This is a genomic window from Microbacterium sp. MEC084 (assembly GCF_004514465.2).
Lineage (GTDB): Bacteria > Actinomycetota > Actinomycetes > Actinomycetales > Microbacteriaceae > Microbacterium.
The window spans coordinates 49,164-75,306 of sequence record NZ_MYFP02000012.1 but is presented as its reverse complement, the minus strand read 5'-3'; the positions used below and the strand labels follow the sequence as shown (position 1 = coordinate 75,306).

The following is a 26,143-nucleotide window of genomic DNA, read 5'->3' as shown; positions in this document are numbered from 1 at the left end:
GCGGGTCTTCGCGGCGCGATACCCGCGGGACGTGATGAAACCCTGCACTGCCGGGCGCAGCGTCCGGCAGATGAGCTCGACCCCGAACCGCTCTCGATATTCGTCGATGAAGCGGATCATCTCGGTCAGGGCCGGTCGAGCTCCTTCGCGAAAAACACGCTCGCGGCTTTGAGGATCTCATTCGCTTTCCGCAGCTCGGCCACCTCGCGGCGCAGGCGCTTGTTCTCCTCCGCGACATCGCTCGGGACAGTGGCGGATTCTCAATCAGCGGCAACGTCTTCGCAGGCTGCCGCGTGGGAGCATTTCCCGCGACGGTGAACCTCCTGGTCGACAGAGGGGCGCCTGAGGACCTGCGTGCGAAACCGTATCGGGGTGTTCCTCGATTCGGGGGCGACTCGACGCGCGGAGTGAACGAGCAGCGGCGGCCCGGATCGCGCGCGATCGCAATGAGACCGCAGGATCCCGACGAGACCGGCGTCGGCGGCGACGGCGTCGACCGCGGTCTGCGGTCTCGCCGGTCGAATGCGGTCTCATGGAGCCCTCGGCGCGATCGGGGAGGATAGACATATGGTTCGCGAGCACGGGCGGCGGGTGATCGAGAGCGTACGGAGGGCCATCCACAGCGATGCGCCGGACCGGACGACGACACAGGCGCTGCCGGTCATCGACGACGCGACCGTGCTGCGCGTGATCGACCTGGCCATGCGCGTGGCGGAGGTCATGCTGTCGGTCGGCGCCTCCGCCAAGGAGGTCGTGCTCGCGGCGCTGCGCATCACGCAGGCGTATGGGCTGCGCAACGTCCACGTGGACGTGACGTTCAACTCCATCACGGTCTCGGATCACCGCCACGGCGGCGAGTGGCCGGTCACGATCATGCGCGTCGTGCGCTCGGCGGTGCCGGACCACGCGAAGCTGCAGCAGCTCCAGGCCCTCGTCCGCGCGGTCGAGGCGGGGCTGGACCTCGACGAGGCGCGCACCCGGTTCCGGGAGATCCGGCGCACGCCGTTCCGCTACCGTCCCTCGGTCGTCATCCTCTCGCAGGCCCTGCTCGCGGTCGGCGTGGGCGCCATGTTCGGCGCCTCGTGGTCGATCCTGCTGGCGACGCTGCTCGCCGCGCTCGGGGTCGCCCTGACGCAGGCGGGCCTCGCACGCCTGCAGGTGCCGCTGTTCTTCAGCCAGATCGCCGGGGCGTTCGTGCTGACCGCGCTCACGGTGCTGACGGCGCTTCTCGCGCGGCTCGGGATCGAGCCGTTCGTCGACGTCCGGCCGACCATCGTCGTGTCCTCCGGCATCGTGCTGATGCTCGCGGGCCTCGCCGTGGTGGGGGCCGCGCAGGACGCGATCGACGGATTCTCGCTCACGGCGGGCGGGCGCATCCTGGAGCTGACCGTGCAGACGCTCGGCGTGGTGCTCGGCATCCTCGTCGGCCTCGAGCTCGCCCGCGCGCTCGGCGTCGGCATGGAGCCCCCGAGCGCCCCGCTGCCGCTCGGCCCGCTCGCGGCGCAGTTCGCCGGCGCGGTGCTGGTCGCGATCGCGGTGGCGGTGTTCAACGGCGCGGGCCTGCGGATCATCGTGGTCAGCGCGCTGCTCGGGGTCATCGCGTGGGCGGCCTTCGCCGCCGTGAGCGCCGCCGGCCTCGACCAGGCGCCCGCGAGCTTCGTCGGCGCGCTGGTCGCGAGCGTGGTGGGCGCGCTTCTGGCGCACCGCCTGCACGTGCCCTCCGTCGCCGTCACGACCGCGGCCATCCTGCCGCTCGTGCCGGGTGCCGCGGTCTTCCGCGGCCTTCTCGGTCTCGTGGAGGCGGGCGGCGTCACCGAGCATCTGCTGTTCGCGACGTCGTCGCTCATCACGGCCGGCATGGTCGGCATCGCGCTCGCGGCCGGTGCCACACTCGGCCTCTTCATCGGCTCGCCGCTCGCCCGAACGCTGGGCGGCTTCACCGCCGCGCGGCGAGCCGTGGCCCGGCCGACCGCGGGCGGGGCGAACGTCGTGCTGCGGGTTCCGACCGAGCACTAGCGCAAGATCGCGCGATCCGCGACCCCCATGATGGATCCCGCGCGCCCTCCTATCGTGGCTACCCCGGGCACCACCCGGACCCCGACGAAAGGAGCCACCATGGGACTCGACGACAAGATCGAGCACGGCGCTGAGGACCTGAAGGGCAAGGCGAAGGAGGCCGCCGGCAAGGCGACCGACAACGAGCGCCTTCAGGCCGAGGGCGAGGCTGACCAGACGAAGGCCAACCTCAAGAAGGCCGGCGAGAACGTCAAGGACGCCTTCAAGTAGGCCGCCCGGCTCGACCGCGATGCCCCTGCGCCCCCGGGCGTGGGGGCATCCTCGCGCCGCGGCACGGATCTCGCGCGAGGGCGCATCGCTAGGCTGAGCCCATGGACATGCGCGTCGCCGCCTACTGCGTGATCGTCGACGACGAGGACCGGGTGCTGCTGTCGCGCTGGATCGAGGGTCGCGTGCCCGCCTGGTCCATGCCGGGCGGCGGTCTTGAGCCGGGCGAGGACCCGGCCGACGCCGCGCGCCGCGAGGTGTGGGAGGAGACCGGCTACGAGGTGCGTCTCGACGCGCTGCTCGGCATCGATTCGCATGTCATCCCCGCGAAGAAGCGCCTCAACCGGGAGGCGAGCGGGCCGCTGCACGCGCTGCGCATCGTCTACCGCGCGACCGTCGTGGGCGGCACGCTCACCCACGAGGTCGACGGCTCGAGCGACATGGCCGAGTGGGTGCCGCTGTCCAAGGTGCGCGGGATCGAGCGCGTCAGCCTCGTCGACAAGGCCCTCGACATGGCCGGCATCCACCACTGAACGATCGGAGCACGACCGTGACCACCCGCCTGCTGCTCGTCAACGGCCCGAACCTCAACCTGCTCGGAACGCGCGAGCCCGAGGTCTACGGCACCGACACGCTCGACGACGTCGTCGATCGGGCCATGGCGGTCGCGGACGAGCTCGGCTTCGAGCTCCGCGCGGTCCAGAGCAACCACGAGGGCGTGCTGATCGACGCGATCCACGAGGCGAAGAGCGACTGCGCGGGCATCGTGATCAACCCCGGCGCCTTCACGCACACGTCGGTGGCCCTGCGCGACGCCCTCACAGGCGTGTCCCTGCCGTTCGCCGAGGTGCACATCTCGAACGTGCACGCGCGCGAGCCCTTCCGCCACCACTCCTACCTGTCGGACGTCGCCAGCTGCGTGATCGTCGGCGCGGGCGTGCAGGGCTACGAGTTCGCCATCCGCCGCCTCGCGACGCTGCTCGGCTGAGCGGCGAGACGGCGGTTTCGACTCGCTTCGCTCGCTCGACCCGTTTCGTCTCCGCTTCGCTCCGCTCAACGACCGGGAGTGAGCGACGATCGCGCCGCTGAACGACCGGATGTGACTAGCGGATCGTCTCGATGGGCTCGCTGATGTCGGCGACCGTCGCGTCGTAGGACGCGATGAGGGCGTCCGCGTCGACGAACAGCGTCCAGCCGTGCGCGCCCGCGCCCATGGAGACGCGGCGTCCGGTCATCCGCTCGTCCGCGTAGACAGGCCAGTCGCGGGTGCTGCCGAGTGGCGTGATGGTGCCGCGCTCGTAGCCCGTGGCCTCCAGAGCCAGCTCGGGCTCCGGCAGCCGCAGCCTGTTCACGCCGAGCAGCGCACGCAGCTTCGGCCACGAGATGGAGCGGTCGCCGGGGATCAGCGCGAACAGGTACTGGTCGCCCCGGCCCTTCACGACGAGCGTCTTGACGATGTCGGCGGGTGTGATGCCGCGCAGCGCGGCCGCCTCCTCGAGGGAAGACGCCCGCGGCGACTCGCGGATCTCGATCTCGAGACCACGAGCCGCCGCGGCAGTTCGAACGCGATCGACCGACACTACGCGTCGGGCGAGGCCAGCGGGTCGTCCGCGACCCAGAGCTCGTCGTCGGCGCGCAGCGTCTGCCACGCGGCGTAGAGCACGGCGCCCGCCGCGGCGACGCCCAGCACGATCGCGATGATCGGACCGGTGCTGCGCTGCTTCTTCGGCTCCACGAGCGGGATGCCGGCACGCTTCTTGGCGTACTCGATGCGCGCGTCGTTCGCCGCGTCGAGCGCCGAGAGCGCCTTGCCGACGGCGCCGCCCACCGCCGGGGCGACCTTGCTGTCGAGGAAGCGCTTGGACGCCTTGCGGCTGGACTCCACGTACGGGGACACGCGGTCCACGACCGGCTCGACATAGTGGTGGTACTTCTCGTCGATCACCGGGGCGACGTGCTCGCGGTTGTAGTTGCCGAGCTGACGGCCGGCCTCGCGGGCGACCTGCGCCGCGTCAGAGACCAGCACCTGCTGCGCCTCCCACAGCTGGACGGCGGAATCCTGGAGCTTGCGGAGCTCCTTCTTGCGCTTCTTGCTGAGGCTCACGGGTGGCCCTCCCTGTCCCTGGGGATGTGGTGTCTCCCCATCCTGCCAGATGACCTGGTCAGGGGCAGAGGGTTGCCCAGCTCTGAGAGAATGTGTAGATGCCTCAGCACACTGCCGTTGCCACCCTGCACACCAACCACGGCGACATCGTCGTCAACCTCTTCGGCGACCACGCGCCCAAGACGGTCCAGAACTTCGTCGGCCTCGCCGACGGCTCCGGATCGTGGACCGACCCCGCCACGGGCAAGCCCGGCGACGGCCCGCTGTACAAGGACGTCATCTTCCACCGCATCATCCCCGGCTTCATGATCCAGGGCGGCGATCCGCTCGGTCAGGGCATCGGCGGCCCCGGCTACACGTTCGACGACGAGATCAACCCGGAGCTCGACTTCAACACGCCCTACAAGCTCGCCATGGCGAACGCGGGCAAGCGCCCCAACGCCATCACGGGCAAGCTGAGCGGCACGAACGGCTCGCAGTTCTTCATCACGACCGACCCGACCCCGTGGCTGATGGGCAAGCACACCATCTTCGGCGAGGTCGCGGATGACGCCTCGAAGGCCGTCGTCGACGCGATCGCACAGGTGCCGACCGGCGCGCAGGACCGCCCGCTCGAGCCGGTCGTGCTGCACTCCGTCGAGATCACCGCGGCCTGACGACCTCTCGGCCGTCGCCGTGACCACCACCGACCCGCGCCCCCGCAACCCCGCCGACTTCTGCTACCGGCACCCCGACCGGATGAGCTTCGCGCTCTGCCAGCGCTGCCAGCGCACGGTCTGCCCGGAGTGCCAGACGCCGGCGGCCGTCGGGGTGATCTGCCCCGAGTGCCTGCGCGCGCAGCAGCGCAGCCGTACTCCGGCGCAGAAGCGCGCGGAGCGCCGGTGGGGTCGCGGCGGCGCGGTCGCGGCCGCGGGCGCCGCCCCCGTGACCAACTGGATCCTCGGCGTCACGGGCGCGTTCTTCCTGCTCGACCTGCTGCTCTCTCCGTTCGGCGTCAGCCTGCAGGGCATGCTGGCCTTCTGGGCGCCGCGGATCTATCCACAGTTCGGCTGGTTCGAGCCGTGGCGCCTGCTGACCGTCCTGCTGGTCCACAGCGGCTTCCTGCACGTGGCGCTGAACCTGCTCTCGATCTGGATGATCGGGCGCCTGCTCGAGCCCATGCTCGGGCGGTGGCGCTACCTCGCGCTCTACCTGATCTCCGGCCTCGGCGGATCCGTCGCGGTCGCGCTGCTCGCGTTCGACACGCCCGTCGTCGGGGCGTCGGGTGCGCTCTTCGGAATGCTCGGCGCCCTCGTCGTCATCGGGCGTCACCTGGGCGGCAACGTCACGGGCATCCTCATCATCCTGGGCGTCAACCTCGTGGTCGGCTTCTCGTTCGGCGGCATCTCGTGGCAGGCCCACGTGGGCGGCCTGATCGCCGGGCTCGCTGTGGGCCTCGTGATCGCGACCACCCAGCGCCCGGCCCAGCATCGGCTGCAGATCGCGCTCCTCGCCGGCATCGTCGCCGTGCTGCTGGCGCTGCTCGCGCTGCCCCCGGCGCTCATTCTCTGACCCGAGTTATCCACAGGTTTATCCCCCGCTGGGGATGAATCACACCGGTGTAATTCCTGTCACGGCATCGCGGCCGCGAGCCCGTCGCCGGAGACGACGAGACGCCCGACGGATATCCGTCGGGCGTCTCGGGAAGCGGATGCGGCTACCGCCAGCGCGTGGTCATAAGGAAGCCGATGAAGGCGATCCCGAACCCGATGACGAGGTTCCAGGCCTGGATGCCCGGGATCGGGAACTGCATGCCCGAGAGGTAGAACACCAGGATCCACACGAGCCCGATCAGCATGAAGCCCACCATCACGGGCTTGAACCACACCGGGTTGGGCGCCGGCTCTCCGGGGGCGCGGTCGATCGCGTCGTCGTCGCGTCCGGCGGGGCGCTTGTCTGCTCGTGCCATGGGACACATCCTATCGGTCCGGATAGGCTCGGACCGTGACGGCAGTGCCGGAGACGGGGGCGATGCGGCGTCGCGACGAGCGGCCCAGGAGCCGCGCGACGTTCGCGAGCGTGCTCGGCGAGCTCCTGATCACGGCGGGCGCGATCATCCTGCTCTACGTGGTCTGGCAGCTGTGGATCGGCGACGTCATCTACGGCTCCTCGCACGCCGCGAAGGCCGAGGAGCTCTCGCGCGAGTGGGCGGAGATCCCGGCGGCCGAGCTGCCTCCGCTGCCCGAGCCGGCCGAGGACGGCGGATATGAGCCCGTCGTGCTGCCGCAGCCGGCGGACCGCGAGGTATTCGGCGCGCTGTACGTGTCCCGATGGGGAGACGACTACCGGGCGTCCATCGCCGGGGGCGTCACGCGCGCCGGGACGCTCGACACGATCGGCGTCGGCCACTATCTCGACACGGAGATGCCCGGCGACGTCGGCAACTTCGGGCTCGCCGCGCACCGGACCACCTTCGGCAAGCCGTTCGCCGACCTGCAGAACCTGAGGATCGGCGATCCGATCGTGATCGAGACGGAGGCGGGCTGGTACACCTACCGGTTCCGCACGCTCGAGTACGTGCAGCCGGACGAATACGACGTGCTCGCCGATGTGCCGCAGGCGCCCGAGGTTCCGGCGGGGGAGCGGTACATCACCATGACGAGCTGCTCGCCCCGGTTCTCGCTCGCGGAGCGGATCGTGGCGTACGGCGTGTTCGACTCGTTCCTGCCGCGCGGCGCCGGCGGGACGCCCCCGGCCCTGACCGAGGAGCTGATCTGATGTACGCCGCCCTCTGGCGCCTGCTTCCCGGCCCGTGGTGGGTGCGCGTGATCATCCTGCTGGCGCTCGCGGCCGCGGTCCTCTACGGGCTCTTCGTGTACGTGTACCCGTGGATCGCGATGACGTTCGTGCCCGACGAGGTCACGGTCGGCGCCGGCTGATCCCGGGGCCGAGGTTCACTCGCCGGCGGGCTCGCCCGTGCAGTGCCGGAGCGTGATGGTCGAGTGCACGGGCACGTCGCCCACGCTCGACTGGTAGCTCACGATCTGCGAGTCGGATGCCGGGCAGCCCGCGTCCTCCTCGATCTCGACCGTGAGGCCGAGCGCCTCGAGCTGCGCCTTGGCGAACTCCACGGTCACGGTCTCGGTGTAGTCGTTGATCGTCACGCGACCCGAGGCGACCGTCAGATCGATCGTCGCGCCCGCGGGCAGCTCATCGCCCTCGGCGACCGGCTCGCCGTCCGCGTGGGCGGAGATCACGGTGCCCTGCTCGAGCTCCGGGTCGTTCTGCGGCGTGATCGAGCCCATCGCGAGGCCGGCGCGCTGGATGGCGGTGCGCGCGTCCTCCTCCTTGAGCCCCTCGAGCTTCGGCACGGCCGCCCGCTCCACGCCCTCGGACACGATGATCTCGATGCTCGTCTCGGGGGAAACGGACGTGCCGGCCTCCGGATCCGTGCCGATCACGATGCCCTCGTCGACCGTGGCGCTCGGCTCGGTCGTGACGGACGACGCGAGCTCCTCGGCCTCCAGCTCGGCGGTGGCGCGCTCGAGAGTCATGCCCGAGACGTCCGGGATGATGCGGGTGTTGGCCGGGACGCCCGTGACCGGGCGCATGGTGACGACCCAGAACAGCACGGACACGACGAGCACGGCGATCAGCGCGACGCCGGCCCAGATCCACGCGACGGGAGGGCCGGACTGCGTCCGCGCCATGGTCGTGTCGGTCGACAGCTGGCGCAGGGAGCGCGCGGTCTCGGCGGCCTCGCGGGGGTTCGGGCCGTACAGCTCGCTGGTCAGGGCGCCGAGCTCGCGCTTCGACGGCGCCTTGCCGTCGGAGGCGGCGTCGAGCGCGCGGCGGAACGAGGCGGCGTCCGGGAAGCGCTGGTACGGGTCCTTCGCGAGCGCTCGCAGCACGACCGGGTCGAATGCCTTGGGCGCGGTCTCGTTGACCTGCGAGGGGGTGACGGGCGTCTCGCTCACGTGCTGGTACGCGACCGCCACGGGGGAGTCACCGCGGAACGGCGGGCGGCCGGTGAGCAGCTCGTAGAGCACCACGCCGGTCGAGTACACGTCGGCGCGCGCGTCGACGGGCTCGCCCTTGGCCTGCTCGGGAGAGAAGTACGCGGCCGTGCCCAGGATCGTCGTCGTCTCGGCGACCGTGGACGACGTGTCGGACACCGCGCGGGCGATGCCGAAGTCCATCACCTTCACCTGGCCGGCGTCGGTGATCATGACGTTGCCCGGCTTGATGTCGCGGTGCACGACCCCGGCGCGGTGCGAGTACTCGAGCGCCTCGAGGATGCCGTCGACGTAGCGCACGGCGTCCGCAGCGGGCACCGGCCCGCGCGCGATGATGTCCTTCAGCAGCGTGCCGTGCACGAGCTCCATGACGATGTACGGGATGGGCTGCTCGCCGTTCGCGTCGGCCGCGACGTCCTCGCCGGCGTCGAAGACGCGGACGATCGCCTGGTTCGCCATGCGCGACGCGGCCTGGGCCTCGAGGCGGAAGCGGGTGCGGAAGCCGTGGTCGCCCGCGAGGTCGCGCTTCAGGATCTTGATGGCGACCTCGCGCCCGAGGGTCTGGTCGTACCCCCGGTACACGCTGGCCATGCCGCCGCGGCCGATGAGCTCGCCGACGCGGTAGCGGCCGCCGAGCACGCGGTGGTCCACCGCGCGGTCGTCCTGGCGGCGCTCCTCTTCGGTGCGCTGGTCGTCGGTCACGGGTGATCCCCCCACAGATCCGTCTCTGCCTCTCGCTGTGCGGGAACCCCGTCCCGCTCGGCTCAGCCCTCGGTCTCCGAGCCCGCCGCCGGCGGCGGCGTGGCCGTGTCCTGCGGCGCCGGAGTCTGCTGCGGCGGAGCGTCGATCGTCGCCTGGGCCTGAGGCGACTCGTCCGAAGAGCGGGCCTCGCCGCTCGCGTTCGTGCAGGTCGCGGTGTAGACCGCGGTGACGATCTGGCCGGGCGTCTCGAACACGTGGAAGTCCGCCTGCGTCGTCCCGGCCGGGAACTCGGCGGTCGGCTGCCCGTTCGACTGGAACGCGCCGTTCGTGAGCGTCACGGTGTAGCCCGTCAGGTCGCCCGTGCCGCTCGGGCACGAGAAGCTCGCCCAGTTCACGGTCGCGATCGACCCCGCGACGAGCCGGTCGGCGACCACGCCGCCCGACGTGAAGTTCGGCCCGGACGACGGCGCGCCGACGGCGGCCTGATCCGCGTAGTGCGTGCCTCGGATGGTCGTGCCCTCGGACACGAAGCCGCTGGGGCTGACCTGGTAGATCGTCCCGACCGTGTCGGCGGTCTCGGCGGGGGTCCCCGCCACGCACTCCCAGCCGAACTCGCCATCGAGGTCGCGGATGACCGCCTCGGCCTCGTCGCACGTCATGCCCTCGAGGCCGAGCGAGTCGATGTCGACGCGCGTCGCGGTCTCGCTCGGGGTGGGCGTGTTCGACGGCGCGACGCTCGGGCGCGGCGGCGTCGACGACGGCGTCTCCTCGGGCGCGCCGGTGTTCTGGAAGAACAGGGCCCAGATCGTGCCGCCGAGCACCAGCAGCAGGATGAGGATCAGCGCGACGAGCGGCCACGTCCACGGGCTGCGCTTGCGCTCCCGCTTCTCCTCCTCGAGCGGCGCGCCGTCGATCGGGACCGGCGTGGTGCGCGGCAGCAGTTGGGTGGCCGCGCCGGTGCCGGGCGAGAGCAGCTGCGTGAAGGCGTCCGAGCCCGCACCGGCGGCCAGGGCCGCGCCGGTCCCGATCGCCGGGACCGCGGCGGCCGCGGCCGCGACGTCGCCGCGGCGCAGCGCGTTGGCCGCGCGCGCCACCACGGCCGCGGAGGCGGGCCGGTCGTCCGGCTTCTTCGCGATCATCGCGAGCACGAGGTTGCGCACCGGCTCGGGGATCTCGTCGGAGAGCGGCGGCGGCTGCTCGTTGATCTGCGCCATCGCGATCGCGACCTGCGACTCGCCCGTGAACGGACGGCGGCCGGCCAGCGCCTCGTAGGCGACGATGCCGAGCGAGTAGATGTCGGTCGCGGGCGACGCGGGGTGACCCGACGCCTGCTCGGGCGACAGGTACTGGACCGTGCCCATGACCTGGCCCGTGGCGGTCAGCGGCACCTGGTCGGCGATGCGCGCGATGCCGAAGTCGGTGATCTTGACGCGGCCGTCGGGCGTGATGAGCAGGTTGCCGGGCTTGATGTCGCGGTGCACGAGACCCGCCGCGTGCGCGGCCTGCAGGGCCGACGCGGTCTGGGCCACGATGTCGAGCGTGCGCTCGGCGGGAAGCTTGTTCTCGCGCTCCAGGATGGTCGACAGCGCCTCGCCGGGGACGAGCTCCATGACGAGGAACGCGGAGCCGTTCTCCTCGCCGTAGTCGAACACGCTGGCGATGCCCTCGTGGTTCACGAGCGCGGCGTGACGGGCCTCGGCGCGGAAGCGCTCGAGGAAGCCCGGGTCGCCCATGTACTCGTCTTTGAGGATCTTGATCGCGACCGTGCGGCCGATGACGTGGTCGGTGGCCTCCCACACCTCGCCCATGCCGCCGATCGCGATCCGCGAGATCAGCTCGTAGCGACCGCCGAAGGACACGCCCTGTGTTGGCCTCATCTGCTCAGCACCGCCTCCATGACCTGTTTCGCGATCGGAGCCGCGATCGTGTTCCCGCTGCCCGACTGTCCCTGTCCGCCGCCGTCCTCGACCACCACGGCAACGGCGATCTCAGGATCGTCGGCCGGCGCGAAACCGGTGAACCAGAGCGTGTACGGCTCGTCGCCATCGTTCTCGGCGGTGCCCGTCTTCCCGGCCACATCGACGCCGTCTATTCTTGCACCCGACGCGACGCCATCCTGGACATTCGCCACCATCATCGACGTCAGCAGATCGGCCACCTCGCCGTCGACGGCCTCGCCGAACTCGCTCGGCTGGAAGCTCTGCTGGACCGACAGGTCGTTGCCCACGATCTCGTCCACCATGTACGGGTTCATCACGGTGCCGCCGTTCGCGATCCCCGCCGAGACCATCGCGATCTGCAGGGGCGTCGCGACGACCTGACCCTGGCCGTAGCCGGTCAGGCCGGTCTGCGGGGCGTCGAGGCCGTTCGTCGGGTAGGTGGAGACCGTGGCCGCGAGGGGCGTCGCGAACTCGTGGTTGAAGCCGAACTGCTCCGCCATGTCCTGGATGGCCTGGTCGCCGAGCTCGATCGCGAGCTCGGCGAACGGCACGTTGCAGCTGAGGCGCAGCGCGGTGGCGATCGTCACGGTCTCGCCGCCGCCGCACGTGCCGCCGTTGGCGTTGTGAACGACGTGCGACGACTGGGGCAGGCGGTACGTCGCGGGGTTCGGCAGCTCCGACTCCTCGTCGTAGTCGCCCGACGCGAGCGCCGCGGCGGCGACCACGAGTTTGAACGTGGAACCGGGAGGGTTGAGGTCGCCGGCGATCGCGCGGTTCTGGAGCGGCCGGAGCTCGTCGCCCATGAGCGCGTCGTAGGCGGCGTTGGTTGCCTCCGGGTCGTGCGACGCCAGCTGGTTCGCGTCGTAGCCGGGCGTCGACACCATCGCGAGGATGCGGCCGGTGTCCGGCTCGAGCGCCAGCACCGCGCCGGTCAGGCCGCCCAGCGCCTCGTACGCCGCGCGCTGCGCGACGGGGTCGAGGCTCAGCATGACGTTCGAGCCGCGGGGCGGCTGGCCCGTGACGATCTGGTCGATGCGCGAGAAGAAGGCCGAGCCGGCGGTGCCGGAGAGCTCCTGGCCCATCACCTGCTCGATGCCGGTCGCCGACACCAGCACCGGGTTGAGGTAACCGGTCACGTGCGACCACATGGGGGAGTCGACGTACTGGCGCTGCCACGCGTACACGTCGTCGCTGGGCACCGACGTGGCGATCTCCTGGCCGCCCGCGATGATCGCGCCGCGCTGGGTCTCGTAGCTGTCGAACAGCGTCCGCCGGTTCTGCGGCATGTCGGCCAGCTCGTCGGCCTGGAAGACCTGGATGAGGCTGGTCGAGGCGAACAGCGCCAGGAACATGAACAGCACGATGATGCTGAGGCGGCGGAGCTCTTTCGTCATCCGATCACCGCCCGGGGCTGCTGGCGCACGGCATCGCTGATGCGCAGGATGATCGCCACGATGAGCCAGTTCGCGAGCAGCGACGATCCGCCCGCCGCGAGGAACGGGGTCGTGAGGCCCGTGAGCGGGATGAGCCGCGTCACGCCGCCGACCATGATGAACACCTGCAGCGCGAGCGTGAAGGACAGCGCCACGGCGAGCAGCTTGCCGAAGTCGTCCTGCCCGGCCACGCCGATCCGGAGCCCGCGCGCGACGAACACCATGTACAGGCAGAGGATCGCGAAGACGCCGATCAGGCCGAGCTCCTCGCCGAGGCTCGGGATGATGTAGTCGCTCTGCGACACGGGCGTCAGGTACGGGCGGCCGAGGCCCAGGCCCGTGCCGAGCATCCCGCCGTGCGCGAGGCCGAAGATGCCGTTGACCAGCTGAAAGCTGCCGCCCTCCGCCTCGTACAGCTCCGGGTCGAACGCGCCGAGCCACGCGTCGAAGCGGCCGCGCACGTACGGCAGCACGAACGAGGCCGCGACGGCCCCGCCGACCGCCAGGACGACGCCGATCAGGACCCAGCCGGTCTTGCCGGTGGCGACGTACAGCGTCGCGACGAACATCCCGAAGATCAGCAGACCGGTGCCGAGGTCGCGCTGCGCCACGATGATCACCATCGAGATGAACCAGGTCACGAGCAGCGGGCCGAACTCGCGCGCGCGCGGGAACGTGAAGCCCAGGAACTTCGTGCCGGTCGACGTCAGGCTCTCGCGGGTGCGCACCAGGTATCCGGCGAAGAAGATCGCGAGGCAGATCTTGGCGATCTCGCCGGGCTGGAAGTAGAAGCCGGCGATCTGGATCCACACGGTCGCGTTGCCGCCGCCGTTGATGAACGGGATGAACGGCAGGATCAGCAGCACGACGCCCGTGAGGCCGAAGATGTAGGTGTACCGGAACAGCAGGCGGTAGTTGCCGAGCGCCCACACGAGCGCGCCCGCAGCCACGACGGAGAGAGCCGTGTAGATCATCTGGCTCGTGCCGGCGTTGGGGTTCGCGCCATCCGCCCCCGAGAGCCCGATGCGGTAGATCATCGCGATCCCGAGCCCCGTGAGCAGGGTCGCGATCGGCACGACGAACGGGTCGGCCTGCGGCGCGCGCAGGCGCAGCACCACGTGCAGGGCCAGCACGAGCACGCCCAGCAGTCCCTCGGCGATCAGCACGCCGGTGTCCAGACGGCCGAGCTCGCCGAGCTGCGACAGGGCGGTGGCGCCGAGCATGAGGGCGATCGCGAACAGCAGCAGTCCGAGCTCTCTGTTGCGCTGCGGCTGCGGCTGGCGCACGCGGCGCAGCGCCTTGATCACGGCGGTGTCGGGGGCGACGGCGGTCATCCTGCGGCTCCCGTCGGAGTCGGGGTGGGCGTCGGGGTCGGCGTCGGCTCGGGCTCGTTCGGATCGGGCAGCACGATGCCGCTCAGTCGCGACACGATGGCCTCGGCATCGGCGAGCGAGCGGGCCGGGATCGTCCGCTCGACCTGACCGCGGTAGTACGGCGGCAGGTCCGCGAGCAGGATGCCCGTGTCCTCGTGCACCGAGGAGAACTGGATCGGGCCGACCGACTGCTGGATGCCCTGGTAGATCACGACGCTGTCGTCGTCCGCGCCCAGGAAGTAGCGGGTCTGCGTCCAGTTGTAGAAGGCGGCGAAGGCGGTCGCGACGACGACCCCGATGAGGACCAGGAATGCGATCCAGCCCACACGGCGGCGCCGCGCCCGTCGGCGGTCCTCCTCGATGAGCTCCTCGAGGTACTCGGGCTCGGGCTCGAAGTGCGTGGGCTCGTTGGCCGCCTGGCGGGCGGGGTGCAGCCATCCGGTCGGCAGCAGCGGGCCGCGGCCGGTCATGGCGGGCACCTTGATGCCCTGCGGGTTCGAGGCCGAGCCGACGATCGTGGCCGTGCCGCTCACGAGCGGGTGCTGGCCGCCCACGTCCACCATCACGATCGTGACGTTGTCGGGCGCGCCGCCGTCGAGCGCGTACTTGAGCAGGATGTCCGCGGTGCGCCCCGGGGGCAGGCCCAGCTTCAGCGCCTTCTGGATGTGCGCCTCGTCGACCACGCCGCTCAGGCCGTCGGAGCACAGCAGCCAGCGGTCCCCCGGACGCGTCGGCATGATGAACGTGTCGATCTCGGGATCCGGATCCATGTCGCCCAGCACGCGCATGAGCACCGAGCGGCGCGGGTGGTAGCGCGCCTCCTCGGGCGTGATGCGGCCCGAGTCGACCAGCCGCTGCACGAACGTGTGGTCGGTGGTGATCTGGGTGAGCGCGCCGTCGCGGTAGAGATAGATGCGCGAGTCGCCGATGTGGGCGATCACGGCGTACTCCTCGACCATCGCGATGGCGCTCACGGTCGTGCCGAGGCCCGCGAGCTCGGGGCGGCGCGCCACGAGCTGGATCAGGTCGCCGGCCGTCGCGGCGATGGTCTCGCGGAGCGTCGCCTCGGCGTCCTCCGGGGACGGGTAGACGTGGTCGAGCTCCTGCAGCGTGTTGACCGCGACGCTCGAGGCCACGTCGCCGCCCGCGTGGCCGCCCATGCCGTCGGCCACGACGAACAGGTTCGAGCCGGCGTAGCCCGAATCCTGGTTGTTCGACCGCACCTTCCCGGTATGGGAGATGGCGGCACTCGATCCCACGAACATGTCGGCGGGGGCTTACTTCCGCAGCTCGAAGGTCGTGGCGCCGACCTTGATCGGGGTCGAGGTCTGCACCGGCACGGGCGAGTTCGGCGAGACGCGCTCGCCGCCGTGGAAGGTGCCGTTCGTCGACTCGAGGTCCTGCAGCATCCACTGGTCGCCCCACAGCACGAGGCGTGCGTGCTGGCTCGACGTGTAGTCGTCGCGGATGACCAGGCCCGCCTCGCTCGAGCGGCCGATCGTGAGCGGATCGGTGCCGAGCGGCAGCTCCAGGCCGGCCTTGGGGCCGGTGGTGATCACGATGCGGGACGCGGTCGCGGTCGTCGCCGGGACCGAGGGGCCCGCGTTCGGCGCGGGGGCCGGGCGGGCCGCGGCGGCCGGCGCGGGGCGGGCCGGTGCGCCGGGGGGCGCCGCCGCCTCGGGCATGCGCCGCACGCGGACGCCGAACACGTCGGAGCGCAGCGCGAACACGACCGCGAACACGAACAGCCACAGCAGCAGGAGGAAGCCCACCTGCAGGATGAGCAGGGTCAGTTCGCTCACGGCCGGTCCCCGTTCTTCGGAAGGATCCGGGTCGCGGTGGTCCGCGGCTCCCGGGCGGGCGGCGCGGCCAGCGGCACGACGTGGAACACGATGTCGGTGCGTCCGATCGTGATGGTCTGTCCGTCGGCGAGCCCGGACTGCTTCGTCGGGCGGCCGTCGAGCTTCGTCCCGTTCGTCGATCCGAGGTCGCGCATCATGGCGCGCTCTCCGTCCCACAGCACCTCGACGTGCGCGCGGCTCGTGCCGGCGTCGTCCACCGTGATGTCGGCGTCGCTGCCGCGCCCGATGACGGTGCGCGCCTTGGCGAGCGGGTAGCGGCGGCCCGCCACGTCGACGACCGCGCGCCACTCCACGCTGCCCTCGGCCGCGCCGGACTCGACGGCGACCGTTCCGGTCGTGATCGACTCGTCGCCGCGCAGCGCGATGCGCAGCGGTCCGGCGAAGCTGTAGCCCTGTGCGGAGGCGTGCTTGCGCAGCATGGCGTCGAGCTCGCTCACCAGGGCGCCGCCCAGCGAGCGCATCCGCTCGTCGTCGGCCGGGCTCAGGAGGACCGTCAGCTCATTCGGCACGAGGATGCGGTCGCGGGCGACGACGGCCGCCTTCGTGTCGAGCTCGCGGCGCAGCGCTGAGGCGATCTCGACCGGCTGAATGCCGCTGCGGAAGGTCTTCGCGAACGCGCGATTGACGGCGCGCTCAAGACCTTGCTCGAAGCTGTCCAGTAGTCCCACGGGTCTCCTCAGTCCGGCCGACCGGTAGGCACATCGTAGCCAGGCCACCTGGACGGCACCCCTTTCACCCCGCCCTGGGCCCGTTCGGGGCTTGCGGATCCTTCGGATGGCGCGGGTTTCGCGAGGCCCCCGATAGCGTGATATCCTCGGAAAGTTGAGTCCGGAGCGATCCGGATTCGCGCGAGTGGCGGAATAGGCAGACGCGCTGGCTTCAGGTGCCAGTGCCCGAAAGGGCGTGGGGGTTCAACTCCCCCCTCGCGCACAGCGACTGGAACGGGCTCCCGGATGGGGGCCCGTTCTTCGTTCCCGGGCCGATCAGCCGGCCTGCTCCTGGGCCGCGAGGAGGGCGTCCGACGTCTCGGCGAGGAGGTCGGCCAGCGCGCCGCCCAGCTCGAGCTGCTCCCCGGCGAAGCGCGCCCGGGCGGCGTGGTCGTCCTCCAGGTCCAGGCCCTCGCGCCAGGCGTCGTACAGCGGTCCGCCCGCGTCTAGATGCACGCGCAGGGCGAGCGCGTGGCGCACGCCCGCCGGCTCTGCGCCCGCGACGCCGAGCGCCGCGAGCAGCTCGCCCGCATCGGCGATCGCCTCCGCGTCCGGAGGAGTGCGGGCCTCGAGGAATCCGCCGACCGCCTCGGCCACGGGGGCCTGCTCGTCCGCGGACGCGTCGGCGGGGACGTCCGGGAAGGCCCAGTCGAGCACCTCTCGGCGCTCGCCCGCCGGAAGGTCGGACAGCACGCACGCGAGCGCGGCCGGGTCGCTCAGCTCCTCGCGCTCCCGCTCCCGGGTCCACGACGCCATGCGGGAGATGTCGACGCCGGCCTGCTGCAGGCACGCGGTGAACGGCGTGCCCGCGTGGGACGACAGACCGCCGCCGCAGCCGGCGAGCACCAGCGCGAGCGCGACGGCCGTGCCGGAGGCGGCGGCGCGGCGGGGGAGTCTCATGGGTCCATGGTCGGCGGGCCCGCCGCGCCGGGCAACTCGGCGCAGCTCTGTCCTCCGAACGGGGGACAAAAGGTCAGATCGTCCTATACACTGGTCGGGACAACCTCGGTCGTCCGGCCCTCACCGATTCCCCCCATTGGTGAGGGCCGCCGTGGTCTTCGCCCGACACCCCGCAGTCCCGGCAGGCGGCGCAACCGGGCGTCATTATCGCTCAAGCCCTATCTCTTCACGGGTTAGTCCGTTAGCGTGACTGTGTCGGCACGATGTTCGCGCCGGCTTCATCACAGATAGAACGGCAGTAAATGGCTACGCAGGGCACCGTCAAGTGGTTCAACTCGGAGAAGGGCTTCGGCTTCATCTCTCCCGACGAGGGCGGCTCTGACGTCTTCGCGCACTACACCGCGATCGAGGCTTCGGGTTACCGCTCGCTGGAGGAGAACCAGCGAGTCGAGTTCGAGATCGCTCAGGGCCCCAAGGGCCTCCAGGCGGAGAACATCCGCCCCCTCTGAGTCGGATCTCCAACGGTCGGCCGCGTCACGCGGCGTGACTACCCAGGGCCCGGCGGCTTCGGCCGCCGGGCCCTTTCTCCTGCCCCGGCGGCGTCACTCGCCGGCGCTGGCGAGGCGGTGGTGATTGGCGAGCGCCTTGGCCTCCTCCGCGTGGCGGATCGCGCGCCGCGCCGCGTCGAGCGCCTCGACCGGATCCTGGGTCTGGCGCGCTGCGGCAAGCTCGCGGCGCGCCGCGTCGAGCCGCACGCGGGCGTCCAGCCCGGCGGTGTGCTCGGGGATCGCCGCCTCGGCATGGCCGATCGCGCTGCGTGCCGCGGCGAGCGTTCCCGGCAGCGCCGTGCGCGCGCCGTGCAGCCGCTGCTGCGCCGTGTGCGCGTCCGCGAGCGCCATGTCCAGGCGGTCGCGCACCCGCGCGATGGCCTCGTTGGCCGACACGGGGCGCCGCGCGGCGGTGGGCTCGATGCGGTCGAGCTGCTGATCCGCCCAGCGGATCTCGTCGCCCAGGCGCTCGGCCTGATCGGCCGGCAGCGCGGCCCGGATCGACGTGGCGGAACGGACCGCCGAGCGCGCGGCGGCGATCTCGTCGCTCACCGCGAGACCGGCCTGGGTCACGAGGCGGTGGGTCTCCTCGAGCGTGCGCGAGGCGGCATCTGCGCGGCGCAGCGCGCGCTCCGCCCCGGCGAGGTCCTCCAGCGCAGAGCGGGTCGGGTCGGCCGCGATCTCGCGTGCCGCCGCGATGCGTCGCTCGGCCTCGGCCACGGCGGAGCGCGCGTCGTCGACCGCGCGGGCCGCGTCCGTCCACTCCTCGGGGTCTGCACGCTGCTCGAGCTCCCGCAGCAGCGCCCCCGGGTCGCCCATCCGCGCCCGCAGCTCCGCGAGTCGGCGCTCGGCGCCGGCGACCTGCTCGGAGGCGCCGACGTTCGCCTGGATCCAGTCCCGGTGCTCGCGCCGCGCGGCCTCGATCGTGGCGAGCTCGCGCTCGATCCGGCGGTGCAGATCGCGGGCCGCGCGCGCCGCGTCGGCCGGGACCACGCGCGGGTCGCCGGCGTCGCGGTAGGCGACGAACGCCTCGTCCCGCGCGTGCTGCGCGGTCATCCGGGCCCGGCGCAGCGACGGCGGGGCGCCGCCCCCGTAGAGCGCCCCCGACAGCCCGACCTCGAGATCCAGCTCGTCGACCGCGTCGTCCAGCTGCACGAGCGCCGCCCCGGCGGTGCCGAGCTCGGCGGCGGCCCGGCGACGCGCGGCGGGAGCGCGCCGGGCGAAGCGCACGGCCAGCACCACCACGACCACGAGGACGGCGGCCGACCCGAAGACGACCGCGGCGGGGACCAGCCACGCCAGCAGGTCGACTTCGGTGAGGTCCATGTCAGTCCCGGCTGAGCAGCAGCTCGCGCAGCTGCGCGTGGTCGTCGACCACGGCTTGCGCGCCCTCTTCCTCGCCCGGGTTCCCGAAGCCCCAGCGCACGAACACGACCGGGACCCCGTACTCCGCGGCGCCCTCGACGTCGTGGTGGCGGTCGCCGATGAGCACGGGTCGCGACACGTCGACGCCCGCCGCGGCGAGGCCCTCGAGCGCGCGGCCCAGGACATCCGCCTTCGTGTCGAGCACGTCGGCCTCGGCCCGCGCTCCGACGATCGCCGTGAACGCGTCGTCCAGCGCGTAGTGCTCCAGGATCGCGCGCACCTGGTTCTGCGGCTTGGTGCTGGCGGTCGCCTGCGGCACGCCCGCGGCGTTCACGTCGCGGATCAGCTCGGGCACGCCGGGATAGAGGGCGACCGACTTCGCGTACCCGTCGCGCGACGCGAGCTCGCGGTACGCGGCGACCGCCGCGGTGGCCTCCTCGGGCGACAGCAGCGCCCGCTGCTGGAACGACTCGAGCATGGGCGGCCCGATCCAGTGACGCAGCTCGTCGGCGGGCGGCGCCACGCGGCCCATCGCCGTGAGCACCTCCGTGATGCGGGGCAGGATGCCGGCCGACGCATCGGCGACCGTCCCGTCCACGTCCCAGAGGATGCACGACCAGGGCGAAGACGTCATGGCATCAGCCTAGACGCGGCGGCGACTGGTCCCGGGCGACGAGACTGGTCCCGCCGAGACCAGTCTCGTCGCCGAAGACCAGTCGAAGGGCGGATCGGGCGCCTCGGGGTCAGAACAGCCGCGGGGCGCCCGACTCGATGCCCTTCATGTCGTCGTAGTCGAGCACGAGGCAGCGGATGCCGCGGTCCTCGGCGAGCACGCGCGCCTGCGGCTTGATCTCCTGGGCGGCGAACACGCCCTGGATGCCCGTGAGCAGCGGATCGCGGCCGAGCAGGTCGAGGTAGCGGGTGAGCTGCTCCACGCCGTCGATGTCGCCGCGGCGCTTGACCTCGACCGCGATCGGCACGCCGCCCGCGTCGCGCACCAGGAGGTCGACCGGGCCGATGGCCGTGGGGTACTCGCGGCGCACGAGCGTCGCGCCCTCGGCGATCAGGTCGACCTGCTCGGCGAGCAGGCGCTGCAGGTCGGACTCCACGCCGTCCTTGATGAGGCCGGGGTCGACGCCGAGGTCGTGCTTCGACTCGTGGATCACCTCGTAGATGTGCACCGTGAGCGCATCGCCCGTCTTCTGGTGCGTCACGCGCCACAGCTCGGTCACGCCGGCCTCCGCCAGCTCCTCGCTCGGCTGCTCGACGTCGAGCCGGCACGGCGGGCTCATCCAGTTGAGCGGCTTGTACGAGCCGCCGTCGGAGTGCACGAGCAGGCTGCCGTCGCCCTTGTGCATCAGCACCCGGGTCGCGAGCGGCAGATGCGCGTTGAGACGGCCGGTGTAGTCCACGGAGCAGCGGGCGATGACGAGACGCACCGGATGAGCCTAGCCGTCTCCCGCGGATGCTCTTGCCGCCCGCCTTTGGTTGCTCTATGGTGACGGTTACCGAAGAGGAACCGAAGGGATGCCATGGATGCCGAAGCCGCGCTCGACGCGCTGGGGGACGCCACGCGGCGCCGGATCGTGGAGGCCCTGCGGGCGGGGCCCATGCCGGTGGGCGCCCTCGCCGCGGCGCTGCCGGTCGGCCGCCCTGCGGTCAGCAAGCACCTGCGCGTGCTCGAGGACGCCGGCCTCGTCGAGCACCGCTCCGTCGGCACCCGCAACCTCTACGCCCTCGCGCCCGACGGGCTCGCGGCGGTGCAGACCTGGCTTGCGGGCCAGTGGGACACCGCGCTCGCGGCTTTCGCCGAGCGCGCCGCCGAGGCGGCAGCGTCCGAGCGGAGCGCGTCGTGAGCGTCCCGCCGCTGCGGCGGCAGGTGCTCGTGGCGGCCGATCCCGCGACGGCGTACCGGGTCTTCGTCCACGACATCGGCGCGTGGTGGCCGATCGCGTCGCACGGGTGCTTCGGCGCGAGGCGACCATCGCGTTCGACGGCGAGCGGTTCGTCGAGACGGCCCCGGATGGCCGCACCGCCGTCTGGGGGACCGTCACCGAATCGCGTGAGCCGTCCCGTGTGGCGTTCACGTGGCATCCCGGACGCGACGCCGGCGCGGCCACCCACGTGGAGGTGACCTTCGCTCCCGCGGGCGAGGGGACGCTCGTGACGCTCGTCCACACGGGCTGGGAGGCCTACGCCGATCCCGAGGCGGCGCGGAGCGACTACGGCCGGGGCTGGCCGAAGGTGCTGGGGCGGTTCACGGCGGTGGTCAGCGGCGTGTGACGTCGCCGGCGGGACCGTCCGCGACGCCGGGAGCGGACGGGTCCGACGACAGCGGGCGAGCCGCGCCCGACGCGAGACCCGATGCGACCGTCAGGGCGACGATGATCCACAGCGTGTTGAGCAGGCCGATCGCCTCGCTGATCGCCCCCAGCACGGGCGGGCCCGCCAGGAACGCGACGTAGCCGATGGTCGCCGCCGCGCTCACGCGCGCCGCGGCCCGCGCGGGGTCGTCCGCGGCCGCCGACATCCCGAGAGGGAAGCCGAGCGACGCGCCGACGCCCCACAGCGCCGCGCCGACGAGGACGAGCGGCAGGTTCGGCGCGAGGATGAACAGCAGCAGGCCGACCGCCGCGGTCGCCGACAGCACGCGGAGCACCGTCACGCGGCCGACGCGGTCGACGAGCGGCCCGCCGAACACGCGAACCACGGTCATGGCGACCGAGAACACCGTGAGGCCGGCCGCGCCCAGCGCCTCGTCGCCGCCGTGTCCCTCCACGATGCCGAGCGCCAGCCAGTCGTTCGCGGCGCCCTCGGCGAACGCCATCCCGAGCATGATCACGCCGAGCGCGTAGGTGCGCGGCTCGCGCCAGACCTCCAGCGAGGCCATCAGGCGCTCCCGCCAGCCGCGGCCGTGCTCGGCCGGGTCCGGATCCACGGTCGCGCGGCGCGGGACGTTCGCGATCGCCGCGATCGCGATGGCGGCGATGAGCACCGCGATGAACGCTGTGTGCCACAGCACGTCGACGCCCCAGCTCACGGCCACGGTGCCGATGGCCGCGCCGATCACGGTGCCGAAGCTGAAGAACGCGTGGAACAGCGGCAGGATCGTCTTGCTCTGGAGCTGCTCGATGGCCGTGCCCTCGACGTTCATCATCACGTCGAGCGAGCCGTTGCCCAGGCCGAACAGGATGAGACCCACGAGCACGAGCGGGAAGGACGCGAGCACGTCGGTCCCGATCCCGATCAGGAGCACGCCGAGCGCGAAGACGAACATCGACGCGAGCATGCCGCGGCGGGCGCCGAACCTCGCCAGAACGGGCGTGGAGAGCGACAGGCCCAGGATGGACGCCACGCCGGCGCCCATGAGCAGCGCGCCGACGCCGATGTTGTCGACCCCGAGCGCGTCCTTGATCGCGGGCACGCGGGAGGCCCACGTCGCGATGCTCAGGCCGCTGGTGAGGAAGATCGCGAAGATCGCGATCTTCCAGCGCAGGACGCGGGCGGGCGGGAGGGCGGTCTCCGGGGCCGTCACTCCTCCACCTCGGTCGCCGGTGCGTCGGCCGTGGGCAGGAGCTCGGCGACCGACGAGAGCACCTCGTTCGGCCGGAACGGGTAGCGCTCGATCTCGCGCTGGTCGCTGATGCCGGTCATCACGAGCACGGTGTGCAGGCCGGCCTCGATGCCCGCCACGATGTCGGTGTCCATCCGGTCGCCGATCATGCCGGTGTTCTCGGAGTGCGCGCCGATCCGGTTCAGCGCCGAGCGGAACATCATCGGGTTCGGCTTTCCGACCACGTACGGCTCGCGACCCGTCGCCTTGGTGATGAGGGCGGCGATGGCGCCGGTGGCGGGCAGCGGGCCCTCGGCGCTCGGGCCGGTCGCGTCGGGGTTCGTGACGATGAAGCGGGCGCCGCGGCCGATCAGGCGGATCGCCTTGGTGATCGCCTCGAACGAGTAGTTGCGCGTCTCGCCGACGACCACGTAGTCGGGGTCGGTCTCGGTCATGATGAAGCCGGCCTCGTGCATGGCGGTCAGGATGCCGGCCTCGCCGATCACGAACGCGGACCCGCCGGGTGCCTGCGACTTGAGGAAGTCGGCGGTCGCGAGCGCGCTGGTCCAGATCCGGTCCTCGGGAACCTCGATGCCCGACGCGCGCAGCCGCGCGGACAGGTCGCGCGGCGTGAAGATCGAGTTGTTCGTCAGCACGAGGAACGGCGTGCCGTCATCCCGCCACTTCGCCAGCAGCTCCGGCGCTCCGGGGATCGGCAGGTTCTCGTGGACGAGCACCCCGTCCATGTCGGTCAGCCAGCACTCGATCTCGTCGCGTCGCATGGTCCCTATTCTCACGCCCCGCGATCGGCTCGGGCGGAGTTTCTTTCAGAAGCGTCTCGCACGCTCGCGCCGACGTTCCGCGCCGGACACTCGCGAGCGAGGAAATCGAAACGGGCTGCGCGGGCGGAGCGAGTCGAAGCCGGTCGAAACGTCGCCGAGCCGGGGCGGGACCTGCGCGTATGGCCGGACGGGGATATGTTCGGGGTGTGATCGCCCGAGCACCCTGGGATCCGGCCGCCCTGCCGGACCTGTCAGGACGGCAGTACCTGGTGACCGGGGCCAACGCCGGCCTCGGGTACTTCGCGAGCGAGCAGCTCGCGGGCGCGGGCGCGCACGTCATCCTGAGCGGTCGCAGCCCGAACCGGCTCGCCGCCGCGCACGACGCGCTCGAAGCGCGCGTGCCCGGCGCCTCGGTGGAGACGCTGCTGATGGACGTCAGCAACCCCGGATCCATCCGGGCGGCGGCGGCGTCGCTCCGCGGCGGCCTCTTCTCCCGCTCGCGCCTCGACGGCGTGCTGCTGAACGCGGGCATCGTGCACACGCCGCGCAACCGCGAGCTGACGCGCGACGGCCGCGAGCTCGTGTTCGCGACCAACGCCCTCGGGCACTTCGTGCTGGCGGCCGAGCTGCTCACGACCCTCGCGAAGACCGCGTCGCGCCGCGAGCACACCCGGATGGTGTGGCTCGGCAGCATCTCGACCCACCTCGGCGTCGCCGAGCCGATCGACATCCAGAGCGAGCGCCGCTACGACGCGTGGCACGCGTACGTGCAGTCGAAGCTCGTGGTGCACGCGCTCGGCATCGAGGCCGACGCCCGCCTGCGCGCGGCGGACGTGCCGGTCGACAGCGTCGTGGCGCACCCCGGCTACTCGATCGGCGGGCGGACGCCGACGGTGCACGGCGTCAACGAGCCCGGAGCCTGGAAGCGCCTGCGAGACCGGCTGCAGCCCTTCGCGCAGAGCAAGGAGGCCGGTGCCGCGTCGCTCGTGCGTGCGCTGGTGGATCCGGATGTGCGGGGCGGCGAGTACTGGGGGCCGAAGCTGCGCACGCGCGGCGCGCCCGTGCGCCAGCGCCCCTCTCGCTGGGCCGCCGACCCGGACGTGCGCCGCCGGGTCTGGGCGGAGTGCGAGCGCCTCACGGGCATGGAGTGGCCCTTCCAGCGCGCCGCGCGCGCGGCCCGCTGACACGGCATCCGGCCGTCGAGACCGCACGGGATCGGCGAGACCGCCGCCGTCGGCGCCGGTCTCGCCGGCCGACCGCGGTCTCGCGGATCAGGCCGTCAGCCAGATGACCTCGGCGGCGCCGGCCGGGAGGGCGATGACCGCGCCGCCCGCCTCCACGCCGCCGCGCGCGACCCGCACGTCGAGGCCCACCGAGATGCCGGCCCGCTCGATGTCGCGCAGCAGCGCGGGATCCTGGTCGCTGACCCGCAGCACCCGGCCGGCGTGGCCGACCGTCGCCTCGGCGAGACGGACGAAGCGCTCGCGCTCGACGCGGCCGGAGGCATCCGGGATCGGATCGCCGTGCGGATCGAAGCGCGGGCGCCCGAGCCGCTCGTCGATCTTCTCGAGCAGGCGGTCGCTGATCGTGTGCTCGAGGACCTCGGCCTCCTCGTGCACCTCGTCCCACGCGTACCCGAACTCCTCGACCAGCCACGTCTCGATCAGCCGATGCCGGCGCACCATCTCGAGCGCGCGGCGCTCGCCGAGGGGCGTCAGCCGCACGGCCCGGTACGGCTCGTGCGCCACCAGGCCCTGCGCGCCGAGCTTCTTGACCATCTCGGTGACGCTCGACGGGGCGATCCCGAGCTTCGCCGCCAGCACGCTCGGCGTGATCGGGGCGTCCTGCCACTCGGTGTGGGCGTAGACCACCTTCAGGTAGTCGTCGATCGCGGGCGAGGGCACGTCTCGATCGTAGGCGGGCGACGCCGCGAGATCCCGGGCTAGCCTTTCGGAGTGAGCGAACCGACCCCCGGCACCCCGATGGACGAGGTGCGCGGGCACGGCGTCGGGCCGTGGCCGGGGGAGTGGCCGACCGATCCCCGGTACGACCCCGAGCTGCTCGCCCACGGCGACACCCGCAACGTGATCGACCGTTACCGCTACTGGCGCATGGAGGCGATCGTCGCGGATCTCGACACGCGGCGGCACCCGTTCCACGTCGCGATCGAGAACTGGCAGCACGACATGAACATCGGATCCATCGTGCGCAGCGCCAACGCGTTCCTCGCCGACACCGTGCACATCATCGGGAGGCGTCGGTGGAACCGGCGCGGCGCCATGGTGACCGACCGGTACCAGCACGTCGTGCACCATCCGGACATCGCGTCGTTCACGGCGTGGGCCGCGGGGGAGGGCATCCCGGTCCTGGCGATCGACAACGTCGGCGACGCGGTGCCCGTCGACCGCGCCGAGCTGCCCGCGCGGTGCGTGCTGCTGTTCGGTCAGGAGGGTCCCGGGCTGTCCGACGAGGCGCTCGCCGCGGCGTCCGGCCACATCGAGATCACCCAGTACGGCTCGACGCGCTCGATCAACGCCTCGGCGGCCGCCGCCATCGTGATGTACGAGTGGTGCCGGAGGCACGCGGGCTGACGCGC

At 72.0% G+C, this 26,143-nt stretch carries 30 protein-coding genes, 1 tRNA gene and 1 pseudogene; 14 read left to right on the top strand and 18 right to left on the bottom strand.

Features of this window, described 5'->3' with window-relative positions; all coding sequences use genetic code 11:
• Positions 1–230: pseudogene (locus tag B5M43_RS10965) on the bottom strand (IS3 family transposase); the annotation flags it as partial.
• Positions 231–567: 337 nt separating this feature from the next.
• Here B5M43_RS10965 and B5M43_RS10960 point away from each other — a divergent pair.
• From B5M43_RS10960 to aroQ, 4 genes are all read left to right on the top strand, one after another.
• Positions 568–2,016: a threonine/serine exporter ThrE family protein gene (locus tag B5M43_RS10960; protein ID WP_134746960.1), complete on the top strand. Its 1,449-nt coding sequence runs from the start codon at positions 568–570 to the stop codon at positions 2,014–2,016.
• A 99-nt stretch (positions 2,017–2,115) separates the two neighbouring features.
• Positions 2,116–2,286 carry a CsbD family protein gene (locus tag B5M43_RS10955; RefSeq protein ID WP_082542950.1) on the top strand — a complete coding sequence of 57 codons (171 nt, stop codon included), beginning with the start codon at positions 2,116–2,118 and terminating at the stop codon, positions 2,284–2,286.
• A gap of 101 nt (positions 2,287–2,387) precedes the next feature.
• Entirely contained in the window at positions 2,388–2,816 is a 429-nt protein-coding gene (locus B5M43_RS10950; RefSeq protein ID WP_055988779.1) for an NUDIX hydrolase, read from the top strand.
• 17 nt (positions 2,817–2,833) lie between these two features.
• On the top strand, positions 2,834–3,271 hold the full coding sequence (aroQ, locus tag B5M43_RS10945; RefSeq protein WP_134746962.1) for a type II 3-dehydroquinate dehydratase: 438 nt from the start codon (positions 2,834–2,836) through the stop codon (positions 3,269–3,271).
• A 115-nt stretch (positions 3,272–3,386) separates the two neighbouring features.
• On the opposite strand, the gene B5M43_RS10940 is transcribed toward aroQ, so the two are convergent.
• Both B5M43_RS10940 and B5M43_RS10935 read right to left on the bottom strand, forming a co-directional pair.
• Positions 3,387–3,863, bottom strand: coding sequence for an aminoacyl-tRNA deacylase (locus tag B5M43_RS10940; RefSeq protein WP_134746964.1), 477 nt, complete (start codon positions 3,861–3,863; stop codon positions 3,387–3,389).
• Positions 3,863–4,387 (bottom strand): DNA helicase, encoded by a 525-nt coding sequence (locus tag B5M43_RS10935; RefSeq protein ID WP_134746966.1) that lies wholly within the window; start codon positions 4,385–4,387, stop codon positions 3,863–3,865. The genes B5M43_RS10940 and B5M43_RS10935 overlap by 1 nt, the downstream gene beginning before the upstream one ends.
• A gap of 98 nt (positions 4,388–4,485) precedes the next feature.
• On the opposite strand from B5M43_RS10935, the gene B5M43_RS10930 reads away from it, so the two are divergent.
• Both B5M43_RS10930 and B5M43_RS10925 read left to right on the top strand, forming a co-directional pair.
• On the top strand, positions 4,486–5,043 hold the full coding sequence (locus B5M43_RS10930) for a peptidylprolyl isomerase (protein WP_055988782.1): 558 nt from the start codon (positions 4,486–4,488) through the stop codon (positions 5,041–5,043).
• 19 nt (positions 5,044–5,062) lie between these two features.
• Positions 5,063–5,938 carry a rhomboid family intramembrane serine protease gene (locus B5M43_RS10925; protein WP_055988783.1) on the top strand — a complete coding sequence of 292 codons (876 nt, stop codon included), beginning with the start codon at positions 5,063–5,065 and terminating at the stop codon, positions 5,936–5,938.
• Between the two features lie 145 nt (positions 5,939–6,083).
• Here B5M43_RS10925 and B5M43_RS10920 read toward each other — a convergent pair whose 3' ends face one another.
• Positions 6,084–6,335: a cell division protein CrgA gene (locus B5M43_RS10920; RefSeq protein ID WP_055988784.1), complete on the bottom strand. Its 252-nt coding sequence runs from the start codon at positions 6,333–6,335 to the stop codon at positions 6,084–6,086.
• Positions 6,336–6,370: 35 nt separating this feature from the next.
• Between B5M43_RS10920 and B5M43_RS10915 the strand changes: the two genes are divergently transcribed.
• Positions 6,371–7,144: a class E sortase gene (locus B5M43_RS10915; RefSeq protein WP_230667974.1), complete on the top strand. Its 774-nt coding sequence runs from the start codon at positions 6,371–6,373 to the stop codon at positions 7,142–7,144.
• Complete coding sequence (locus B5M43_RS10910) at positions 7,144–7,305, top strand: hypothetical protein (protein ID WP_167626828.1); 162 nt, start codon at positions 7,144–7,146, stop codon at positions 7,303–7,305. Before B5M43_RS10915 ends, B5M43_RS10910 begins: the two co-directional genes overlap by 1 nt.
• Before the next feature lie 15 nt (positions 7,306–7,320).
• On the opposite strand, the gene pknB is transcribed toward B5M43_RS10910, so the two are convergent.
• The 7 genes from pknB to B5M43_RS10875 form a co-directional block, all read right to left on the bottom strand.
• A complete protein-coding gene (pknB, locus tag B5M43_RS10905) occupies positions 7,321–9,021 on the bottom strand; it encodes a Stk1 family PASTA domain-containing Ser/Thr kinase (protein WP_082542953.1) in 1,701 nt (566 codons plus the stop codon).
• Between the two features lie 125 nt (positions 9,022–9,146).
• Entirely contained in the window at positions 9,147–10,961 is a 1,815-nt protein-coding gene (locus B5M43_RS10900; RefSeq protein WP_134746968.1) for a serine/threonine-protein kinase, read from the bottom strand.
• Entirely contained in the window at positions 10,958–12,418 is a 1,461-nt protein-coding gene (locus tag B5M43_RS10895) for a penicillin-binding protein 2 (RefSeq protein ID WP_134746970.1), read from the bottom strand. The genes B5M43_RS10900 and B5M43_RS10895 overlap by 4 nt, the downstream gene beginning before the upstream one ends.
• A complete protein-coding gene (locus B5M43_RS10890) occupies positions 12,415–13,791 on the bottom strand; it encodes an FtsW/RodA/SpoVE family cell cycle protein (RefSeq protein ID WP_134746972.1) in 1,377 nt (458 codons plus the stop codon). The genes B5M43_RS10895 and B5M43_RS10890 overlap by 4 nt, the downstream gene beginning before the upstream one ends.
• The gene (locus B5M43_RS10885; protein ID WP_134746974.1) at positions 13,788–15,095 is read right to left on the bottom strand and encodes a PP2C family serine/threonine-protein phosphatase; all 1,308 of its coding nucleotides are present in this window, start codon (positions 15,093–15,095) and stop codon (positions 13,788–13,790) included. Before B5M43_RS10885 ends, B5M43_RS10890 begins: the two co-directional genes overlap by 4 nt.
• Before the next feature lie 12 nt (positions 15,096–15,107).
• A complete protein-coding gene (locus B5M43_RS10880; RefSeq protein WP_230667972.1) occupies positions 15,108–15,632 on the bottom strand; it encodes an FHA domain-containing protein in 525 nt (174 codons plus the stop codon).
• On the bottom strand, positions 15,629–16,360 hold the full coding sequence (locus B5M43_RS10875) for a DUF3662 and FHA domain-containing protein (RefSeq protein WP_134747090.1): 732 nt from the start codon (positions 16,358–16,360) through the stop codon (positions 15,629–15,631). Before B5M43_RS10875 ends, B5M43_RS10880 begins: the two co-directional genes overlap by 4 nt.
• Before the next feature lie 178 nt (positions 16,361–16,538).
• On the opposite strand from B5M43_RS10875, the gene B5M43_RS10870 reads away from it, so the two are divergent.
• A tRNA-Leu gene (locus B5M43_RS10870) sits at positions 16,539–16,622 on the top strand.
• 53 nt (positions 16,623–16,675) lie between these two features.
• On the opposite strand, the gene B5M43_RS10865 is transcribed toward B5M43_RS10870, so the two are convergent.
• Complete coding sequence (locus B5M43_RS10865; RefSeq protein ID WP_134747092.1) at positions 16,676–17,299, bottom strand: hypothetical protein; 624 nt, start codon at positions 17,297–17,299, stop codon at positions 16,676–16,678.
• A 302-nt stretch (positions 17,300–17,601) separates the two neighbouring features.
• On the opposite strand from B5M43_RS10865, the gene B5M43_RS10860 reads away from it, so the two are divergent.
• Positions 17,602–17,808, top strand: coding sequence for a cold-shock protein (locus B5M43_RS10860; RefSeq protein WP_055988597.1), 207 nt, complete (start codon positions 17,602–17,604; stop codon positions 17,806–17,808).
• Between the two features lie 93 nt (positions 17,809–17,901).
• On the opposite strand, the gene B5M43_RS10855 is transcribed toward B5M43_RS10860, so the two are convergent.
• From B5M43_RS10855 to nucS, 3 genes are all read right to left on the bottom strand, one after another.
• Positions 17,902–19,173, bottom strand: a complete 1,272-nt coding sequence (locus B5M43_RS10855; RefSeq protein WP_134747094.1) for a hypothetical protein — start codon at positions 19,171–19,173, stop codon at positions 17,902–17,904.
• Between the two features lies 1 nt (position 19,174).
• Positions 19,175–19,846: an HAD hydrolase-like protein gene (locus B5M43_RS10850; RefSeq protein ID WP_134747096.1), complete on the bottom strand. Its 672-nt coding sequence runs from the start codon at positions 19,844–19,846 to the stop codon at positions 19,175–19,177.
• Between the two features lie 109 nt (positions 19,847–19,955).
• A complete protein-coding gene (nucS, locus tag B5M43_RS10845) occupies positions 19,956–20,651 on the bottom strand; it encodes an endonuclease NucS (protein WP_055988602.1) in 696 nt (231 codons plus the stop codon).
• A 93-nt stretch (positions 20,652–20,744) separates the two neighbouring features.
• On the opposite strand from nucS, the gene B5M43_RS10840 reads away from it, so the two are divergent.
• Together B5M43_RS10840 and B5M43_RS15360 are read left to right on the top strand one after the other, a co-directional pair.
• Entirely contained in the window at positions 20,745–21,068 is a 324-nt protein-coding gene (locus B5M43_RS10840; RefSeq protein WP_134747098.1) for a helix-turn-helix transcriptional regulator, read from the top strand.
• Positions 21,069–21,174: 106 nt separating this feature from the next.
• Positions 21,175–21,495: an SRPBCC domain-containing protein gene (locus B5M43_RS15360; protein WP_167626832.1), complete on the top strand. Its 321-nt coding sequence runs from the start codon at positions 21,175–21,177 to the stop codon at positions 21,493–21,495.
• Here B5M43_RS15360 and B5M43_RS10830 read toward each other — a convergent pair.
• Complete coding sequence (locus B5M43_RS10830) at positions 21,482–22,747, bottom strand: MFS transporter (protein ID WP_134747102.1); 1,266 nt, start codon at positions 22,745–22,747, stop codon at positions 21,482–21,484. The genes B5M43_RS15360 and B5M43_RS10830 overlap by 14 nt on opposite strands.
• Positions 22,744–23,547: an HAD-IIA family hydrolase gene (locus tag B5M43_RS10825; RefSeq protein WP_055988611.1), complete on the bottom strand. Its 804-nt coding sequence runs from the start codon at positions 23,545–23,547 to the stop codon at positions 22,744–22,746. Before B5M43_RS10825 ends, B5M43_RS10830 begins: the two co-directional genes overlap by 4 nt.
• Before the next feature lie 206 nt (positions 23,548–23,753).
• On the opposite strand from B5M43_RS10825, the gene B5M43_RS10820 reads away from it, so the two are divergent.
• Positions 23,754–24,731, top strand: coding sequence for an SDR family NAD(P)-dependent oxidoreductase (locus tag B5M43_RS10820; RefSeq protein WP_230667969.1), 978 nt, complete (start codon positions 23,754–23,756; stop codon positions 24,729–24,731).
• Positions 24,732–24,818: 87 nt separating this feature from the next.
• On the opposite strand, the gene B5M43_RS10815 is transcribed toward B5M43_RS10820, so the two are convergent.
• Complete coding sequence (locus B5M43_RS10815) at positions 24,819–25,451, bottom strand: metal-dependent transcriptional regulator (RefSeq protein ID WP_134747106.1); 633 nt, start codon at positions 25,449–25,451, stop codon at positions 24,819–24,821.
• A gap of 78 nt (positions 25,452–25,529) precedes the next feature.
• Here B5M43_RS10815 and B5M43_RS10810 point away from each other — a divergent pair, with 78 nt between their 5' ends.
• Positions 25,530–26,138 (top strand): TrmH family RNA methyltransferase, encoded by a 609-nt coding sequence (locus tag B5M43_RS10810; protein WP_134747108.1) that lies wholly within the window; start codon positions 25,530–25,532, stop codon positions 26,136–26,138.
• Positions 26,139–26,143 lie beyond the last annotated feature (5 nt).